The following is a 14,105-nucleotide window of genomic DNA, read 5'->3' as shown; positions in this document are numbered from 1 at the left end:
GAGACGCCAGTCGCGCGGATGCCGCTCCGCCATGTCGCTTCCCTCGCCGTAGTGGTCGCCGCCTCCTTACCGGCGGCGTTGCCGGCGGTCCATTATGCCGGTCACTTTCATATCCTTTGAGGTTCTCATGACCGCTGCCCTCCATCCCGCCGACCCGGCTCTGGCAAACGATCGTGCCCGCCGCGGTGGCCGCGCTGGCAAGCGCGCCGGTGGCTCGGCCTCGTTCGAGCAGCCGCCTTTCCGGCAATTGAAGAACCCGCTGACGCCGACGAAGCTGGTGTCCGATGACGAGCTGGAATCGATCCACCTCGCCTCGTTGCGGGTGCTGCAGGAAATCGGCGTCGACGTGCTGCACGAAGAGGCCCGCCGCATCATGAAGGCGCATGGGGCGGAGGTTCGCGAAGGCAGCGAGCGCGTGCGCTTCGACAGCGAGATGATCCTCGAGCTTATTTCGTACTGCCCGCCGGAATTCACGCTGCATGCGCGCAACCCGGAGCACAATCTGCGCTTCGGCGGCGACAACGTCATCCTGTCGATGATGGCGTCGGCGCCCAATTGCTCCGATCTCGATCGCGGCCGCCGGCCCGGCAACCAGGCCGACTACCGCAACTTCCTGCGCCTGACGCAGATGCATAATATTCTCAACTGCACCGGCGGCTATCCGGTCGAGCCGATCGACATCCATCCGTCGGTCCGCCACCTGGAATGCATCCGCGATCTCAGCCTGCTGACCGACAAGGTCTTCCACATCTATTCGCTCGGCAAGGAGCGCAATGTCGACGGCATCGAGATCGCCCGCATCGCCCGCGGTATCAGCCGCGAGCAGCTGATGGAGGAGCCGTCGGTCTTCACCATCATCAACACCAACTCGCCGCTCAAGCTCGATGTGCCGATGATGGAAGGCATCATCCAGATGTCGAGCATGGGCCAGGCGGTGATCGTGACGCCGTTCACGCTCTCGGGCGCCATGGCCCCAGTCACCATCGCCGGCGCGCTGGTGCAGCAGAACGCCGAGGCGCTCTCCGGCATCGCCTTCGCCCAGATGGTCAAGAAGGGCGCGCCCGTCGGCTACGGCGGCTTCACCTCCAATGTCGACATGAAGTCCGGCGCGCCGGCCTTCGGCACGCCCGAATACATGAAGGCGCAGCTCGTCGGCGGCCAGCTCGCCCGCCGCTATCGAATTCCCTATCGCACCTCCAACACCTGCGCCGCCAACACGGTCGACGCGCAGGCCGCCTATGAGAGCGTGTTCTCGCTCTGGGGCGCCATCCAGGGCGGCGGCAATCTGATGATGCACGGGGCCGGCTGGCTCGAAGGCGGCCTCCGCTGCTCCTACGAAAAGACCATTCTCGACATTGACCTCCTGCAGATGGTGGCCGAATTCCTCACCCCGCTCGATCTGTCAGAGGACGCGCTGGGCTTCGACGCCATCCAGTCGGTCGGCCCTGGCGGCCACTTCTTCGGCACCCCGCACACGCAGCAGCGCTACAAGACCGCCTTCTATTCGCCGATCGTCTCCGACTGGCGCAACTTCGAGACCTGGGCCGAGGCGGGCTCGCCGACGGCGCTGGAACGCACCAACAAGGTCTGGAAGGAGCGCCTTGCCGCCTACGAGGAGCCGTATATCGACCCCGCCATCCGCGAGGAACTCAACGATTTCGTCGACAAGCGACGCGCCGAAGGCGGTGCGCCGACTGATTTTTGATTTTTTTTGCTTGATGAACAGTCGACTCCTATTGCGTCGAGCTGCGCTCGACACTTCTCCCCCGATCGACGGGGTAGAGGAAAGGCGCGACGTGACTCCAGCCGCCCCCCTTACTCTCCCTCCGGAGGGTGACGCTGCGAAGCACAGTTCATATGACCGCCGCCGTGACGACTTCATGCGCGCTCAAGGCTATTCGATCCTGCGTCTTTGGAACCATGACGTCGTGAAACACCGAACTTCCGTCTGTGAAGCCAATCTTGCCGGGCTTGATGACAGGCTGGCCGAAAGCGTCGCCGTGTCCGATCTCCGCTTCGCCTTCACGCCCCACTCACTCGAATCAGTCTCTTCAAGAACGGACCTATCTTCATGAAATCCCACGTTAAAGCGGTTGTCATCGGCGGCGGTGTCGTCGGCTGTTCGGTACTTTATCACCTCGCCAAGGCCGGCTGGACCGATATCATGCTGATCGAGCGCTCGGAGCTGACCTCCGGCTCGTCCTGGCACGCGGCGGGCGGCTTCCATACGCTGAACGGCGACCCGAACGTCGCCAAGCTGCAAGCCTATACGGTTCAGCTCTACAAGGAGATCGAGGAGCTTTCCGGCCAGTCCTGCTCGCTGCATCTCACCGGCGGCGTCATGATGGCCGATACGCCCGAGCGCATGGACTTCCTGCGGCTCGCTCACGCCAAGGGCCGTTATCTTGGCATGGACACCGAGCTGATCACGCCTTCCGAGGCCAAGGCCATGTTCCCGCTGATGGACGAGACGAACTTTGTCGGGGCCATGTGGGATCCGGTCGAAGGCCATCTCGATCCGTCCGGGACCACCATCGCCTATTCGAAGGCGGCGAAAAAGCTCGGCGCCGAGATCGTGCTGCGCAACCGCGTCGTCGATCTGACGCAGGAAGTCGACGGCACCTGGAACGTCGTCACCGAACAGGGCACGGTCCACGCCGAACATGTCGTCAATTGCGGCGGCCTGTGGGCGCGCGAGATCGGCCGCATGGTCGGCGTCGAGCTGCCGGTGCTGGCAATGGAGCACATGTACCTGCTCACCGAGCCGATGCCGGAGGTCGAGGCATTCAACAAGTCGACGGGCCGCGAGATGATCGGCGTGCTCGACTTCAAGGGCGAGATCTACACCCGCCAGGAGCGCAACGGCATCCTGCTCGGCACCTATGAGAAGGCCTGCAAGCCGTGGTCGCCGGTCAACACCCCCTGGGATTTCGGCCATGAACTGCTGCAGCCCGACATCGACCGCATCGCGCCCTCGCTGGAGATCGGCTTCAAGCACTTCCCCGGCATCGAGAAGGCCGGCATCAAGCAGATCATCAACGGCCCCTTCACCTTCGCGCTCGACGGCAATCCGCTGGTCGGTCCGGTCCAAGGCCTGACCAACTTCTGGTGCGCCTGTGCCGTCATGGCCGGTTTCAGCCAGGGCGGCGGCGTCGGCCTCGCGCTCTCCAACTGGATGGTGCATGGCGATCCGGGCTTCGACGTCTGGGGAATGGATGTCGCGCGCTTCGGCGAGTGGGCGAGCCTGCGCTACACCAACGCCAAGGTGCGGGAGAACTATTCGCGGCGCTTCTCGATCCGCTTTCCCAACGAGGAGCTGCCGGCCGCGCGCCCGGCGCAGACGACGCCGCTCTACGACACCATGCTCGCCAACAACGCGGTGATGGGCGACAGCTGGGGGCTGGAAACGCCGCTATGGTTCGCGCCGAAGGGCACCGAGCCGAAGGACATCGTCTCCTTTCACCGCTCCAATGATTTTGGTCCGATCGGCGAGGAAGTGCGCGCCACACGCGAGAAGGTGGGCGTCACCGAGATCGCCAACTTCGCCAAATACGAAGTCTCGGGTGCAGCCGCGGAGGATTTCCTCAACCGGCTGATGACCAACCGCATGCCGAAGACCGGCCGCATCGTGCTCACCCCGATGGTCAACGAATTCGGCAAGCTGATCGGCGACTTCACCATCGCCAAGACCGGCGAGGACCGCTTCATGATCTGGGGCTCGTCGGCCGCCCAGAAATATCATATGCGCTGGTTCGAGAAGCACCTGCCGAAGGATGGATCCGTGCGCATCCACCGCTTCGACCAGACGCTGGTCGGGCTGTCCATCGCCGGGCCGAAGTCGCGTGACCTGTTGCAGAAACTCGTTGATGTCGACGTCTCGACCAAGGCCTTTCGCTTCATGGACTTCCGCGAGATGGCAGTCGGCGGCGCGCCCTGCATGGTCAACCGCATCACCTACACCGGCGACCTCGGCTACGAGATCTGGATGGCGCCCGCCTATCAGCGCCTGGTCTACAAGGCGATCAGGGAAGCAGGCGAGGAGTTCGGCCTCGTCGACTTCGGCATGCGCGCGCTGTTGTCGATGCGCCTGGAAAAGAACTTCCCGACCTGGTTCCGCGAACTGCGGCCGATCTACGGCCCGTTCGAAGGCTCGATGGATCGCTTCATCAAGCTCGAGAAGAACGACTTCATCGGCCGCGACGCGGCTGCCAGGGAGCATGCCGAAGGGCCGAAGCTGCGCCGCGTATCCTTCATCGTCGATGCGGCGGATGCCGACGTCATGGGCGACGAACCGATCTGGGCCAAGGTCAGCAAGGACTACGGCACGGTGGAAAAGCCGCACGGCTATGGCGCGCCGCGCTTTGATGAGACCGGCAAGGAAATTCGCGGCTCCAAGGCGGCCGAGGGCGCGTCGGCCGTGCGCGGCATCGTCGACGGCGAGTGGCGCGTGGTCGGCTGGGTGACCTCGGGCGGCTATGCCCACTACGTGCAGAAGTCGATGGCGCAAGGCTATGTGCCGGCGGCATTGGCCGACGACGAGAGTGCCGGAATGTTCGAGATCGAGATCCTCGGCCATCGCCGTCCGGCTCGCATCAATGTCGAGCCGCCCTTCGACCCGAGCGGCGAAAAGATGCGGAGCTGAGGTTTTCAGGGTCATGCATGGCGAGGCTCCAAAGGGAGGCTTCGGCCGTCACCGCAAGATCATGCCATTCGAACCCGGCTCGATCGAGGCGCTGCGCGAGGCTTCCCGGCAGAAAGCGGTTGCGTTCAACCAGCATGTGCTGGGCTATGGCGCGCGGGCCGAAGCCGAATGGGCCGCGGCAGGCGTTCGCCCGCCCGATCTTGCTGCCATGCGGAAATACCGGCTCGAACGCATCCGCGCCGAGCTTAGGCGTCGCGACTATGCCGGCGCCCTGCTCTACGATCCGGTCAACATTCGCTACGCGACCGACTCGACCAATATGCAGCTCTGGGTCGCCCACAACCCGACCCGCCACTGTTTCGTCGCCACCGATGGCCCGGTGGTGCTGTTCGACTATTTCTCCTGCGAGCACCTGTCCGACCACGCCGGCGTCGTCGACGAGGTGCGCCCGGCGGTCTCGTGGATGTATCTCTACAGCGGCGAACTGACCGAGCAGAAGGTCCGCCGCTGGGGTGCCGGCATTGCCGATCTCGTGGCCGAGCATGGTGGCGACAATCGCCGCATCGCCGTCGACCACATCAATCCGGACGGCGTCGAGGAACTTGCCCGCCGCGGCATCACGGTCGGCAATGGCGAAGCGGTGATGGAGAATGCCCGCCTGATCAAATCGCAGGACGAGATCCTGGCCATGCGCCGCGCCATCGTCGCGTGCGAGGCGGCGATGGGCGAGATGGAAGCAGCGCTGAAGCCCGGCATTTCGGAGAACGAGCTATGGGCGGAACTGCATCGCGGCAATATCGCGCGCGGTGGCGAATGGATCGAGACCAGGCTTCTGTCATCGGGCCCGCGCACCAATCCGTGGTTCCAGGAATGCTCTTCGCGCATCATCGAGGATGGCGACCTCGTCGCCTTCGACACCGACCTCATCGGCCCTTACGGCTTTTGCGCCGACCTCTCGCGCACCTGGCTCTGCGGAGACGGGTGGCCGACGAACGAGCAGCGCGACCTTTTCCGCATCGCCGCTGATCAGATCGCCCACAACACCGATCTGATGCGGCCGGGCATGAACTTCCGCGACCTCGTCGAGCGCTCGGCGGTGCCGCCGAACGATTGTTTCCCAGCACGCTACGGCGTTCTCTACCACGGTGTCGGACTGGCCGACGAATACCCAACCCTGCCGCATGCGAGCGACTGGACCGACGACACGCCCGACGGCGTTCTCCAGCCCGGCATGGTGTTATGCGCGGAAAGCTATATCGGCCGGCTTGGCGGACACGAGGGCGTCAAGATCGAGGAGCAAATCCTCATCACCGACACCGGGAACGAAAAGCTCTCAGCCTACCCGCTCGACGCAAGGCTGCTTGGCGGTTGAACCACCCAGGCCAAGCTCGGCGACGACCTCGCGCATGGATGCGATGACATTTGCAGGCGTGGTTCTCGCGGTGATGAAGGGGAGGCCCTTTCGCCTTGCCGTCCAGCCGACGACCTTCACCTGCTTCGCCGCCGGCTCGTGACGCTGCGCCAAAGCCCAGCTCGCGCAGTCGATCGCGGCGACGTCGGCCCTGCCCTCGGCAATGGCGACGATCGATGAGCGGTGGCCACCGCTCTCGCTGCGCGAGGCGAAGATATCGAGGTTTTCGCCGATAGCCTCCAGGTCTCGCGTCAGCCCGACCAGCCCGGACATCGAGTCCGGATTGTTGAACGCGAAACGCTTGCCGCGGATGAGGTCGAGCGGAATGACGGCCCTGCCGTCCTGCGGCGAAGCAACCGACGGCCCGCCGTTCGCAAGCATTATCAGCGCGCTGGAATAGAACTCGCCCTGCCCGCCCTCGAAGGCGTCATAGCTTGGCTGGGCGACCACTTGAACATGTTCGGCCAAGCCCAGATCCATCGGGCCCCAGCAGGTCTGTCCGAAAAGCAGCGCCGGGTGCAGCCAAAGCAGGCGAAAGTCCAGTTCGTCCGCGGGCAGCGTCGCCGGATCAGGCGCAATGACCTTGTCGGCGGCGCTGCGAACGCCTCCCGTAACCGGCGGCAGGTCGCGATTGCTCCGCACCACTGCTTCGGGCGCATCGAGGCCTCGCGAGCGGAAGGCATCGCGCAGCAGCGCCCATTGCGCGTCGATCTCGCCACGCACTTCCGGCCAATCATACATCGGCAGGGCCGCAACGAATTTGCTCATGACGGATTGCCTTCAAAAACAGGGCACTCGTCGGCGCCTGAATCACCGCAAAACTTGCGGAAGCTCGAATTTACTCCTTGGGCGGCTCAGCCGGAACCGGGGCCGTTCCAAGTCCATTCACGCTACGGGCCCTGATGCGCGGCTTGAAGGCGCGGCCTGACTCCGGCGCGCGGCGCAGTACCGGGTGCACGACCGGCTCCTTAGCCTTGAAGGCGAAGGATTTGAGCAGCGCGAAGTAGTTCGGATAGACATAGCCGTTGTTCATCCTCAGCCATTCGTCGCGGCGATCACGAAACATCTTCGGCAGTTTGTACCAGGCGACTGCCGGGCTCTTGTGGTGCACGAAATGCAGATTGTTGTTGAGGAACAGGAACGACAGCGGCGAGTGCTCGACGATGATCGTGCGCCCTTCAGGGTGCTCGGACCACTGGTGCTCTGCATAGGTGCGGACGGAAATCAGCGACTGGCCGAGCCACACCGGCACCAGTATGTAGAGCCAGAGCGGGATGCCGAAGCCGAGGGTGACGATCGGTATCATTACGGCAAGGCCGATGGCGTGCAGCAGCCAGGCGTTGCGGATGGCCTTATCGCCGGCGGCAATCTGCTTTGCGTCGTCGATGAAGAAACCGATCGACGACAGCCACGGGCCGAGAATGAAGCGGCCGACCATGGTGTTGTTGAGCTTCAGCAGAAATTTCATCGCCGGCGGCATTTGCTCATGCATCCACATCGCCTGATAATAGCTCTCCGGATCGTCGAGCGGATCGGTCAGCCGCTCGTCAGCATGATGACGCAGATGGATCGTCTTGAAGCGGCGGAATGGCCAGACCAGGCCGATCGGCAGGAAAACCAAGGCTTCGTTGACTCTGGCGTTGCGGGTTGGATGGCCATGCACCACTTCGTGCATCAGCGAAGACTGCAGCGCGAGCACCAAGGTCAGCGCGGCAAGCGCAAGCATCGGATAGGAGGGCCAGAGCAGGAAGCCGGTGGCGAGCCAGGCGCCGTAGCAGAAGAGTATGAGGCATATTGTCGGCCATTCCACGGCCGGTGCATTGCTGCGTCTCTTCTTCATGCTCGTCATGCTATCGACCACTGCCTTTCAGTCGCCGGAACCGCTGTGGTTCCTGACAATATTGTGTCAGTAGCCCATCGTTGTCGCAACGCGACAATGCGCACAAACTGTTGCGATTGCGCATTGTTGGCCGCAAATGTTATACATTGTAAACAAGATTGGGGATTCTTTTACGCTTGAGCAGCGATCCGGGCGGCCCGGGCGCAAATTTTTCCTCTCACGAACAGGGAAGAGCGTGATGGACAAGCGCGATTTGTCGACCCTTTTCAGAGACCGGCTGAAGTTGCTCCTGACACGTTCCGACTTGAACCAGTCGGCATTCGCGACAGCGGTGGGCATCGACCGCTCGGCGCTCTCGCAGTTGCTGTCGGGCGCCTCGACGCGGCTGCCGCGCGCCGAGACGCTGCTCAACATCGCCGCCGAGTTCAGAGTCTCGCTCGACTGGCTGCTTGGGCTGAGCCAGGACGAAGGCGTCACCGGCGAGATCCGCGAAAGCCTGGAGATCGAGGAAGCGCCGGACGGATTCGATCGCACGCTGCTTGCCAAGTGGCACGCCGAGGCGGCCGGCACGAAGATACGCTACGTGCCCGCGGGCATTCCCGATCTGCTGCGCACCGAAGCTCTGGTCGAATACGAGGCAGGAATCGCCAACAAGAGCCGTGAGGCACAGGCCGGCGAGACGCAGTACCGCATCGACTATACCCGGCGCCCCGAGACCGACATGGAAGTTTGCATGCCGCGTCACACGCTGGAGATCTTTGCACGTGGTCTGGGCGTGTGGGACCGTTTTCCGGAAGCGGAGCGGCGCAAGCAATTGCTGCATATGGCAGCCCTGCTCGACGACCTTTATCCGACCTTCCGCTTGTTCCTCTACGATGGCCGCATGCGCTACTCGATCCCCTACACGATCTTTGGGCCTTTCCGCGCCGCCATCTATGTCGGCGACATGTATCTGGTGCTGAACGCCACGCAGCCGATTCGCACCTTGACCAGCCATTTCGACAACCTAATCCGCGCAGCCGACGTCAACGCGCATGAGGCCGCGACCTTCACGCAAAAACTCGCTGGCACCTCGTTCGCATCAGGTCCTGTCTAGACCTCTCCGACATCGGCACGTCGACACGTCACTGCGGTCGCAAATTCATTGACTGGACATAAAGACTTCTTTATATCGTTATTCGAATTCCGGAACGAAAGCCATGGCCATGACCGCGACCAACCCCATCGATGCATTGCTGGCCGAAAAAGGGGTGCTGCTGGCAGACGGCGCCACCGGCACCAACCTGTTCGCGATGGGCCTCGAGGCCGGCGAAGCGCCCGAACTATTGAATGAGACGGCGCCCGAAACCATCGCCAGCCTGCACCAGAATTTCGTCGATGCCGGTGCCGACATCATCCTCACCAATTCCTTCGGCGGCACCCGCCACCGGTTGAAGCTGCACCACGCCCAGGACCGTGTGCGCGATCTGAACAAGCGCGCTGCCGAGATCGCCCGTTCCGTCGCCGACAGGTCCGGCCGCAAGGTGATCGTCGCCGGCTCGGTCGGCCCGACCGGCGAGTTGCTGGTGCCGCTCGGCGCCTTGACCTATGAAGACGCCGTCGACGCGTTTGCCGAGCAGATCGAAGGCCTCAAGCAGGGCGGCGCCGAAGTTGCCTGGATCGAGACCATGTCGGCGCCGGACGAGATCCGCGCCGCAGCCGAAGCTGCGATCCGGGTCGGCCTCCCCTATACCTATACCGGTTCCTTCGATACGGCCGGCCGTACCATGATGGGCCTTCTGCCGAAGGACATCCATGGCGTCGTCGACGGGCTGCCGCAGGCCCCGCTTGGCGTCGGCGCCAATTGCGGGGTAGGTGCGGCCGATATTCTTGCCTCGCTGCTCGACATGACCGAAGCGAAGCCGGAAGCCACGGTGATCGTGAAGGGCAATTGCGGCATTCCCGAATTCCGCGGCGCGGAGATCCACTATTCCGGCACGCCTGAACTGATGGCCGACTATGTCCGGCTGGCGGTCGATGCCGGCGCGAAAATCGTCGGCGGTTGCTGCGGCACCTCGTTCGCCCATCTCGGCGCTATGCGCCAGGCGCTTGACGCGCACATAAAGTCGGTGCGCCCGACGGTCGAGACGATCGTCGAGCGGATTGGCCCGATGCGCAACAAGATAGCCAGTTCAGCCGAGGCGGGCGAAGGCCGCCGCGAGCGCCGCCGCAGCCGCGCCTGAGGTTGCCCTGCTTTATTCGCTGTTTTCGGCGTAACGCGACAGCGCCGTGTTGAAGTCGGTGCCGGCGCTGCTGTCGCCGCCCATCGTCAGCAATGCACCTGAAGCGCGCGGATCGGTGATTTGCTCGAGCATCACGCGAAAGCGGTCATTGTTCAGCGCGGAGAGCGCTGTCTTGCGGGCCGCGTCGACATCATAGCTGAGGCGCGCGGATTCCGCGGACGAACCAGACGCCTCCCGCGCCGGCGTGCGGTTTGCCGTCGGCGTCGCGTTCCCGGTTGTGTTGATGTGCAATTGCGGCCCCCTCAGCCCGTCCATAAGCTTTGACTAACAGCAGGTCATTGCAACGAGGTTCCGAAAATAGCGGGCAATTTAACGATTGCGAAAAGGCCGGCAGGATTGCCCGACCGGCCTTCCGCTCAATACTGCATGCTATTTGTTCCCACCAAGTGATGACGCCAACCGGACCAGCGACAGGAATTCGGCTCTGTAGCCGAACGGGTCGGCGCCCCGCGCAGCGTTGGCGATCTCCAGGATCCGGTCATAGCCGAAATTCGCCGTCTGGTCCTCGTCGCGCAGCTTCTGGCCGAACGCGGCGACCGCGACCGAAAACCGCTGGTCGACGCCTGCCTCGTCGAAAGTCGAGACCTCATTGGCGCCGGTCACCGGCGTGGTGATCAGCTTGGAGACGTTCTCGTTCGGCAGCTTGTAGCGGATCTTGACGAAGGCATATTCGTCCGCATTGGCGACGCCGCCATTGTCGACCTTCGCCTGGCCGTAGCGCAACGGATCGACCTGCTCGGCGCCGCTGCCCTTCGGCGTGATTTCGTAGATCGCCGTCACCGAATGGCCTGAGCCGATGTCGCCGGCATCGACGCGGTCATTGTTGAAATCCTCGCGTTTCAGGGCACGGGTCTCATAGCCGACGAGACGGTATTCGGCGACCTTGGCCGGGTTGAACTCGACCTGGATCTTGACGTCCTTGGCGATGGTGAACAGCGTCGAGGACGCATCCTCGACCAGCACCTTCTCCGCCTCGGCGAGCGTATCGATATAGGCCGCCGTGCCGTTGCCGTTCTGGGCGATGGTCTGCATCATCTGGTCGTTCAAATTGCCGCGGCCGAAGCCGAACACCGACAGGAAGACGCCGGTCTTGCGCTCCTTCTCGATCAGCCGCTTGAGGTCGTCGTCATCGGTCTGACCGACGTTGAAGTCCCCGTCAGTGGCGAGCATCACCCGGTTGATGCCGTCCTTGACGAAAGACTGCTGCGCAAGCTTGTAGGCTTCCTTGATGCCGGCCTCGCCGGCCGTCGATCCGCCCGGCTCCAGATTGTCGATCGCCGCAAGGATCTTCTGCTTTTCCGTCGCCTTGGTCGGCATCAGCACCGTGCCGGCATTGCCGGCATAGGTCACGATCGAGACGGTGTCGTCGGCCTTGAGCTTGCTCACCAGCAGCCGGAAGGCCGACTTGAGCAGCGGCAGCTTGTCCGGCTCGTCCATCGAGCCGGACACGTCGATCAGGAACACCAGATTGGCCTTCGGCTGCTCGGCCGCCTTCACATCAAAACCTTTGATCGCGACATGCATGAGCTTGGTGTGCTCGTTCCACGGCGTCGGCATGACGGTGACGGTCGAATTGAACGGCGTCGCTGCCGCCTCCGGTCCTTTCCAGTCATAGGGGAAGTAGTTGATCATCTCTTCGACGCGGACCGTATCCGGATCGGGCAGAGCGCCTTGCTTGAGCGAGCGCCGCACGAAGGAATAGGAAGCCGTGTCGACGTCGATCGAGAAGGTCGAGACCGGATCCTGCGCGGTCGCATGCACCGGATTGGTCTTGAAGGTCTCGATGCGGTCGCGGTTCTGCTCTTGGGGCTGCAACTGGTCGGCCGGCGCGGGCGCGGGCTGCACCATCAGCTTGGAACCGGCGACCGCGCCCGCCGGCATCTCGGCAGACTGCATGGCGGTTGCCGGTGCCTGGGCGCGCCCGCCTGCCGCCAATTGGTCAACTTCCGCAGGTGCAGGCGGCGGAGCCAATGTCTGCGGTACCTGCTTGGCAAAACCCTTCAATGCCCCGGATTCCTGCCGCGTCTGGTCGTCGGATCGACTCAATTCAGTTTTCGGCGGCGATGCGGGCGCTACCTGCGCCTCATCTTCGACACGCCTCTCACTGTCGGCGTCGGCCTTCTTCTCCTTGGCGGGCGCGGCAGCCAGCGGTTGATAGGTCGCCACCTCGTTGACCGCAGGCTTCTGGGCCAAAGGCTTCTGGGCCGCCGGCTTGTCGGCCAGCGTCTCCGTGACCTTACCGTCCTTGCCACCGATGACCGGCGGCTGCTCCTTCAACATCTGAAAAGTCGCATAGCCGGCGATAGGCAGCGCAACCAGCGCAGTGATGGCCGGCGTGGCAATGAGTTTCCGTTGCATGATCTCTCTCCAGAGCATTTGTGCTCGCTCCGTGAGACGAAGGCCTGTTGCCGATCCTTGGGTGGCGGTCGAGATTTTTTCGTTCATGTCGAAGGCCTGCATCGCAGCCGCCAGCGCGCGAGCCTTCGCTTCGCCGTCGGGCGCAGGCGCGGTGATGTCGCGCAGCCTTTCGAGTTCGTTGTCGTCGACCATGGTCACACTTCCCCGGCTGAACGCATGAGCGCCTTCAGCCGTTTCTTCGCTTCATGGATGTGCCAGGAGACCGTCGTCTCCGAGATGGCCATCACTTCCGCCGCTGCGGCGTGGCTTAGGCCTTCGCCGTAGACCAAAAGCACCGCGTCCCGCTGCTTGTCGGGCAGCATGCGCACCGCTGCCCACAGCGCTTCCGCCGGGTCTTGGCCGTCCGCCGAGCCCTCTCCCGAGATCAGTGCGTAGGAGCCGTAGGCCTCCGTCTTGGCGGTCTCGCGGGCGCGCTTGCGCATCATGTCGCGCGCCGCGTTCAGCGTCATGGCGTAGAGCCATGTCGTGAAGGCGCTGCTGCCTTGGTAGTCACGGATCGCGCGGCCGAGCCGCACGCAGACGTCTTGGGCGATGTCCTCGGCATCGGCCTTCCGGCCGCACCAGCGATAGGCGGCGCGATAGACAAAGCCATAGTGCCTTTCGACCAATTTGCCGAAAGCTCCCCTGTCTCCGCCCCTCGCCCGCCCGATCAGATGGGCGTCGGAAGCTTCGCTGTCGTCCAGCATCATCGCCGTCATTTGCCTGTTGGACGAAGGCTAATGGCGATTCCTTGGGAGGTGGAAAGATTTTTTTGCCGCCTGAGCTACCGGAGCGTTTCGCCGAAGAAGGTCGTGAGCCGCTTCCAATGGCGTTCCGCACCCGCCTCGTCATAGACGTTGTGGTCCGGCACGCACCAGCCATGTGCCATGCCGACATAGTTTTCGATGACGTGGTCGACTTCTGCCGTTCTGAGCGCTTCCGCCAACCGCGCCGATTGCTCCGGCGGAAAACTGCGGTCGACGCCGGAGACGCCGACATAGACACGCGCCTTGATCGAAGCGGCCTTGCGATGCGGACTGTCGGCGGCGTCGCTTGCCAGATTGCCGCCATGGAAGCTTGCCGCGGCCACGATTCGGTCGGGATAGCTAGCAGCCGCATTCAGCGCCCGCGCTCCGCCCATGCAGTAGCCGACGACACCGACTGGTCCGGTGATACCCTCGGCCGTCAGCGCGTCAAGGAAGGCGGCCCCGTCGCGGATAGTCATGTTCTGCGTCGTGCCCCCACTCAGCACCAACAGCGCAGCCTTGCTCTTTTCCTCGGCAAAGGCAGTCTTGGGATCGAACGGGCCATAGGGCACATAGCGATAGAAGAGATCGGGCACCAGGACCGCATAACCGTGCCCGGCAAGGCGCTCGGCCATCTGGTCGAGCACCGGGCGCGGGCCGAATATATCCATGTAGAGGATGACGCCGGCCTTCACACCCGCGGCTGGACGAAACAGCCGTGCTTTCGCCGTGCCGTCCTGGGTCTTGATCTCGATGTCCTGCTTGGTCATTGCGCGCTCCGTTGAGA

The 14,105-nt window shown here is 63.4% G+C and carries 12 protein-coding genes; 6 read left to right on the top strand and 6 right to left on the bottom strand.

Annotated features, from left to right (window positions below; genetic code table 11):
- Positions 1-127 precede the first annotated feature (127 nt).
- From EJ074_RS27280 to EJ074_RS27265, 4 genes are read left to right on the top strand one after another with little or no spacing between them, the layout of a single operon-like run.
- Positions 128-1,705: a trimethylamine methyltransferase family protein gene (locus tag EJ074_RS27280; RefSeq protein WP_129553887.1), complete on the top strand. Its 1,578-nt coding sequence runs from the start codon at positions 128-130 to the stop codon at positions 1,703-1,705.
- 13 nt (positions 1,706-1,718) lie between these two features.
- Positions 1,719-2,075: a DUF559 domain-containing protein gene (locus tag EJ074_RS30695; RefSeq protein ID WP_095807114.1), complete on the top strand. Its 357-nt coding sequence runs from the start codon at positions 1,719-1,721 to the stop codon at positions 2,073-2,075.
- Positions 2,072-4,642: an FAD-dependent oxidoreductase gene (locus tag EJ074_RS27270; RefSeq protein ID WP_095807113.1), complete on the top strand. Its 2,571-nt coding sequence runs from the start codon at positions 2,072-2,074 to the stop codon at positions 4,640-4,642. The genes EJ074_RS30695 and EJ074_RS27270 overlap by 4 nt, the downstream gene beginning before the upstream one ends.
- Positions 4,643-4,655: 13 nt before the next feature.
- Positions 4,656-6,014 carry a Xaa-Pro peptidase family protein gene (locus EJ074_RS27265; protein ID WP_129553886.1) on the top strand — a complete coding sequence of 453 codons (1,359 nt, stop codon included), beginning with the start codon at positions 4,656-4,658 and terminating at the stop codon, positions 6,012-6,014.
- Here EJ074_RS27265 and EJ074_RS27260 read toward each other — a convergent pair.
- Together EJ074_RS27260 and EJ074_RS27255 are read right to left on the bottom strand one after the other, a co-directional pair.
- Positions 5,976-6,821 carry a PhnD/SsuA/transferrin family substrate-binding protein gene (locus EJ074_RS27260; protein WP_095807111.1) on the bottom strand — a complete coding sequence of 282 codons (846 nt, stop codon included), beginning with the start codon at positions 6,819-6,821 and terminating at the stop codon, positions 5,976-5,978. The genes EJ074_RS27265 and EJ074_RS27260 overlap by 39 nt on opposite strands.
- A 70-nt stretch (positions 6,822-6,891) precedes the next feature.
- Positions 6,892-7,902 (bottom strand): fatty acid desaturase, encoded by a 1,011-nt coding sequence (locus EJ074_RS27255; RefSeq protein ID WP_165350021.1) that lies wholly within the window; start codon positions 7,900-7,902, stop codon positions 6,892-6,894.
- 229 nt (positions 7,903-8,131) lie between these two features.
- Here EJ074_RS27255 and EJ074_RS27250 point away from each other — a divergent pair, with 229 nt between their 5' ends.
- Positions 8,132-8,989 carry a helix-turn-helix transcriptional regulator gene (locus EJ074_RS27250; RefSeq protein WP_095807110.1) on the top strand — a complete coding sequence of 286 codons (858 nt, stop codon included), beginning with the start codon at positions 8,132-8,134 and terminating at the stop codon, positions 8,987-8,989.
- 109 nt (positions 8,990-9,098) lie between these two features.
- Positions 9,099-10,115, top strand: a complete 1,017-nt coding sequence (gene bmt / locus EJ074_RS27245; RefSeq protein ID WP_095807254.1) for a betaine--homocysteine S-methyltransferase — start codon at positions 9,099-9,101, stop codon at positions 10,113-10,115.
- A gap of 12 nt (positions 10,116-10,127) precedes the next feature.
- Here the strand turns inward: bmt and EJ074_RS27240 are convergent, their stop codons facing one another.
- From EJ074_RS27240 to EJ074_RS27225, 4 genes are all read right to left on the bottom strand, one after another.
- Positions 10,128-10,406, bottom strand: coding sequence for a hypothetical protein (locus tag EJ074_RS27240; protein ID WP_245420399.1), 279 nt, complete (start codon positions 10,404-10,406; stop codon positions 10,128-10,130).
- 138 nt (positions 10,407-10,544) lie between these two features.
- Entirely contained in the window at positions 10,545-12,725 is a 2,181-nt protein-coding gene (locus EJ074_RS27235; protein ID WP_095807109.1) for a VWA domain-containing protein, read from the bottom strand.
- Between the two features lie 2 nt (positions 12,726-12,727).
- On the bottom strand, positions 12,728-13,291 hold the full coding sequence (locus EJ074_RS27230; RefSeq protein ID WP_095807108.1) for an RNA polymerase sigma factor: 564 nt from the start codon (positions 13,289-13,291) through the stop codon (positions 12,728-12,730).
- 65 nt (positions 13,292-13,356) lie between these two features.
- A complete protein-coding gene (locus EJ074_RS27225) occupies positions 13,357-14,088 on the bottom strand; it encodes a dienelactone hydrolase family protein (RefSeq protein WP_095807107.1) in 732 nt (243 codons plus the stop codon).
- Between the last annotated feature and the right edge of the window lie 17 nt (positions 14,089-14,105).

This window comes from Mesorhizobium sp. M3A.F.Ca.ET.080.04.2.1, assembly GCF_003952525.1.
In the GTDB taxonomy this organism is placed as follows: Bacteria; Pseudomonadota; Alphaproteobacteria; order Rhizobiales; family Rhizobiaceae; genus Mesorhizobium.
This window is presented reverse-complemented; position numbering and strand designations above follow the sequence as displayed.